The organism is Roseateles albus (assembly GCF_028595345.1).
Classification (GTDB): Bacteria; Pseudomonadota; Gammaproteobacteria; order Burkholderiales; family Burkholderiaceae_C; genus Paucibacter_A; species Paucibacter_A albus.
The window spans coordinates 1-5,129 of the sequence record NZ_JAQQXT010000031.1 but is presented as its reverse complement, the minus strand read 5'-3'; the positions used below and the strand labels follow the sequence as shown (position 1 = coordinate 5,129).

2 protein-coding genes are annotated in these 5,129 nt (G+C 60.8%); both read right to left on the bottom strand.

Annotated elements, in window-relative coordinates:
* Nucleotides 1-1,901: calcium-binding protein (locus PRZ03_RS23660; RefSeq protein ID WP_273602558.1), on the bottom strand; the 1,901-nt coding region annotated here is incomplete at its 3' end.
* 208 nt (nt 1,902-2,109) lie between these two features.
* On the bottom strand, nt 2,110-5,129 hold a 3,020-nt coding region (locus PRZ03_RS23655; RefSeq protein ID WP_273602557.1), incomplete at its 5' end, for a beta strand repeat-containing protein.

Sequence of the window (5,129 nt, the reverse complement as noted above, 5' to 3'; positions counted from 1 at the left end):
CTGAGCGTGTCATTGCCCGCCCCGCCGAACAGACTGTCGGTGCCAGCGTCACCGTTCAGCGTGTCGTTGCCGTCGCCGCCGTCCAGCGTGTCGTTGCCATCGCCGCCGTAGAGGGTGTCGTTGCCAACATCCCCAACCAGCACATCGACGCCAGCCCCGCCACTCAGGCTGTCGTCGTCAGCCTGGCCGTTGAGTTGGTCATCGCCCGCGCCACCGCTCAAGTAGTCGTTGCCCGCCCCGCCGTTGAGGGTGTTCACCGTGCCTGGTGCATCGACACCGCTAACCCCGGGTGCGTTTTCACCTTCAGCAGAAAGCGAATCGCTGCCATTGCCCCCGTCCAGCGTGTCAGCACCGCTGCCGCCATAGAGGCTGTCGCTGCCCTCACCACCTATGAGCTGGTCATTGCCAAGCCCGCCATACAACTGGTCGCTGCCGAGGCCGCCGTCCAGCACATCGTTGCCGTCGAGCCCATAGGCCAAATTGTCGGCCGCGATATTGATGCCCGCTGTGCCAGGCCCAAAGTTGTCACCGCCATCAGTGCCCCGCCAGGCCACAAAGTTATCTACCAGGTCGGCGCCAGTGAAGGTGGTCTTGCCGGTGACGTCGCTCTTCAGGATGACAAAGGTGTCCACCTCGCTGAACTGGCCGTCGTCGTTGCCATCAACCCACAGTTCCACCTGGTTCAACGCAGCCGAGTAGCGCCACATCACGTCCACAAAGCCGTCGCCCGGATTCGAGCCGGGCCGCACGCCGAGATTGCCGGCATTGAAGGCCTGGTCATCGGTTCGGAAAGCCGTTTGCGCCTCAACAAAGGCCAGCGGCAGGCTGTTGATGTAGTTGGTGCCAGGCAGATCGATCTTGTCGCCGACGGCAAAGTCGGTGATCGTGTCCACCGTACTTTGCGACGATTCGGTGCGCGGGCTGCCGAAACCGAATGTGAAGGTGTCATTTCCGGTGCCGCCGGTGAGGGTGTCGGCGTCCATGCCGCCCACCAGGATGTCGTTTCCGGCACCCCCGAAGAGCACATCATTGCCTGCACCACCGCTGAGGGTGTCGTTGTCGTCCCCGCCCTCAAGCGTGTCGTCGCCGTCGTCGCCATTCAAGGTATCGTTGCCCGATTCGCCCCAGAGCACATCGTTGCCGATCCCGGCATACAGCGTGTCATGGCCCCCGCCTCCATGCAGGACATCATTGCCTGCGCCGGTGCCAAGCAAATCATTGCCCGTACCCGTATACACGCTGTCGTTGCCAGCGCCGGTGATCACATTCAGGTAGGCATAGCTTGGGTTATTCAGCGTGCTGAGTTGGCTAGCATCCAGCACCAAGCTGTCGCTGGCCGATTGGCCGCTGGCATTGATGGCTATGGGGCCGGTGGTGTCGGTAAAAATACCGTCCTGCAGGGTCAGGCGGACCGTGCCGCCTGCGCCGATCAAGAAGTTCTCAACACCGGTCACTGTGGTCGCGTTAAAAACCACGGGCGCCGCATAGTTGCCAGCCAAGCGTAGGGTGTCGCTGCCCGCACCGCCGCTAATCCGATCGGCAGCACTGAGCGCAGCGCCAACGTTGAAGACGTCATTGCCGTTGCCGCCGCCGGCTTGGTCATCGCCGCCGCCGCTCAGGTCAAAGTAATCGGCTTGGGCACTGCCATTGAATAGCTCTGTGCCCACCGTGTCTTTGAAAAACAGCGAGCCATTGGCAAAGCTCAAGGAGGCAGTGACGAGGCTCGCATAGCTTGTATTCAGCAGGGTCATGAACTGGCCGTTCACCCCGACCAATAGACTCGCCCCCGAGGGCTGGAACTGCAAGTCGGCAGCGCTTATGCTGAGGCTGTCGAAGTTCAGGCTGTCATTCAGTGCATCGAACGCAACGGCGCTGTTCGCTGAATAATTAAAGACTGTCATTTGGCTGCACTCCCAGTGAAAGCTCCAGTCGACCTTTAAGCCGGCATTCACATCACCGAGAGAGCCAGCGACGCGCGCCAACAAAAGTCCAAAATTGGCAGGAGCCACTTTAAGGATTGATGCCAGTACTCCCTCCCCCTAGAAGCAGTGGTAAATATTTACCGTAAGACATAGCTTGGTCGTTTGGCCATAACCCTCGAAAAAGACGTTACACGCCGTGCTGCCACTCCAGCCCGCCCTGTCCGCCGTGCAAGCTATGCACACCCACCAGCGTCAGTTCCAGGAAATCTCCCGCTATATGCTGCTCGACAGATTGCTGAGTGCCAGCAACTTGACTCTGATCGCTCGCAGCCGAACCAGCCCCAGCTGGCATCAGGTCGACATATGAAGGGCCCGGCGCCTTACCGAACAAGTCATCGAGCATCGAAAGATCGAAGAAGTCCACCAGCCCGTCGCCATTTAGATCGGCATCTGGGTCATCGGTGTAGAACACGCTGTCCAGCATCGACAGGTCGAAGAAGTCCACCATGAAGTCCTGGTTGAGGTCAGCGTCAACGACGTTGCCATAACCATCACCATCGGTGTCGCGCTGATCGGCATTCGCCACAAAGATCGCGTTGTCATGGAAGTCACCCACGCCATCGCCGTCGCTATCAAGCATGAGGCGGACTTGCGTTGAAGCCGCTTGGCCCGCAGCACTTGGCGTAGCCACGAACTCGCCGACCAGCCCTGGCGTCAGGTTAACCTTGGTTGAATAGCTGCCATTGCCGGCGGTATCCAACTCCAGCACACCGGTGCTGGCGTTGTAGCGAGTTGCACTGAAGCGGCTCCCCCACACATCGATGGCATCATCAAAGCCAAGGTCGGTGATGCGATCCTGATTCAGGTTCGAGGCCGTATCGGCAAAGTGGTCTGAGCCGCCGCCGCCGGTCAAGGTGTCAACGCCGGCATCTCCACTCAAGGTGTTGTTGCCGCTGTTGCCAATGATGATGTTGGACAAATTGTTACCAGCACCGTTGGCGCCGGGCAGGTTGGACGAGGCCGTCTTGAATGCTGCGGCATTGGCGGCAAGTCCCTTGGGTGCTGCCCCTGATGCCTCCAGCAGTGTCAAGTTTTCAAGCTCAGCGCCCAAGGTGTAGCTGATGCTGGACTTCACGGTGTCAATCCCTTGCCCGCCCAACTCGATGACCTTGTCGCCCACGGCGTCAACCACATAGACGTCATCGCCGGAGCCTCCGGACAGGGTGTCGTTGCCAGCGCCGCCGTCAAGCAGGTCATTGCCAGCGCCGCCGTTGAGCGCGTCTGCGCCTGTGCCGCCCAGCAATTGGTTGTCGCCGCCATTACCCGTGAGCACTGCACTGGCCGTTCCCGTGACGATCACGTTCTCGATGTTATTGCCCAGGCTGTAACCCACGCTGGTGTACACGGTGTCAATGCCGCCACCAACTTGCTCGATCACCACATCGCTCAAGGAATCAACGTGGTAGCTATCGTCGCCACTGCCGCCCTGCAGGGTATCGCCGCCTGCTCCACCGTTGATGACGTCATTGCCTGCGGTGCCGACGATCACATTGGCCGAGCTATTGCCCGTGCCGTGGAGGCCGACACTGCCAGTCAGTGTGAGCTTCTCGACTTCGGCCGACAGCGTGAAATCGACTGAGCTGCGCACCTCGTCATTGCCGCCTTCGCCGGCAAACTCGGTGACGCTATCACCTGCGTTGTCGACCAAATAGACATCGTCGCCGCTGCCACCGAGCAACTTGTCTGCGCCCGCGCCACCGTCGAGCAGGTCGTTGCCGCCACCGCCACTGAGTTGGTTGTTGCCGGCATTGCCGATGAGGCTGTTGTTGAGCTCATTGCCGGTGCCATTCAAATTGGCGCTACCCAAAAGACTTAGCTTTTCGACATTGGCGGCGAACGTGTAGTTCACCGTGCTACGGACCTCGTCCGTGCCCTCGTTGGCCGATTCGATTGCCGTATCGCCCGCATCGTCCACCAGGAAGATGTCATTGCCTTGCCCGCCGATGAGGCTGTCGGCGCCCACGCCACCATCCAAGACATCATCGCCCGCCAAACCGCTCAGGCTGTCGTTGAACGCGCTGCCGATCAGCCAATCGGCGCCACCGCTGTTGCCGGAGAAAGAGACCGCTTGCGTGATAGCCGAAAAGTCCACCCCCTCCATCTGCGTGACCAAGGCGTTGTCGCCCGCAGTCTGATCAGCGGCATTACCCAAGTTGATATTGCCGATGACAGCATCTGACTGCAGCACCAACAGATCCAAGCCCGCGCCACCGGAGACGTTGCCGTCGATGGCGTCATAGACCAGGCGGTCGTCGCCCGCGCCACCGCTCAGGTTGTCGACCCCGGCGCCACCGTCCAAGCTATCACTGCCCTCGCCACCGTAGACGTTGTCATTGCCGTCCTGGCCCTTGAGGCTGTCGTCACCGTCGCCACCGTCAAGATGGTCATTGCCGCCCAGGCCTTCAATGACATCATTGCCGCCCAGGCCTTTGATGATGTCGTCTGCCGCAGTCCCAGTCAGCTTGTCTGCCAACGCGGTGCCGGTCAGCACTTGGCCCACCGGCAAGTTGCCACCAATTGGGAAGTTAGGGTTGAAGTTAGCGGCAACCAGATCGCCACCGTTGATGCCCTTGAGCACAGCAATCGTCACGGCCTCCTTGGCCGTTCCCGCCGCCCCGTCCGCATCAAAGCTCAGCAGCGTGTCTGCACCCGACTGCATCAACTTCAGGTATCCACCGGTGAAGGGGTTGGAGCCATCAAAACCGATCGTGGCGCTGCGCAGCAAGTCAGAGTAGTCCAGCACATCGCCGCCCACGCCGACCGCAAAGTCCGTGATCACCGTCGCGTCCGCCTTGATCGGCGTGCCGCTGTTCGGGTTCATCGGGTCCATCGGGCCGTACATCCGCGTGCCTTCCAGCACCGTGCGGTATTGCTGCGCCGTCAGAACAAAGGTGTCCGCTCCAGCGCCGCCCGTCATGCTCAACTGCAACACGCCGCCGGCCGACAAGGTGTCGTTGCCGTCGCCGCCGTCCAGGCTGGCATAGGCGATGCCCGAGCTACTGGTCATGCCAGGCATCGCCGGATTGGCATAGCCGGCCCCGTTGTCGGTGACCGTCAGCCGGTCATTGCCTGCGCCACCCAGCAACGTCGTTGTCGTCTGCCCTACCGATGTCGTCAGTGTGATGTTGGCGTTGACGATGTCATCGC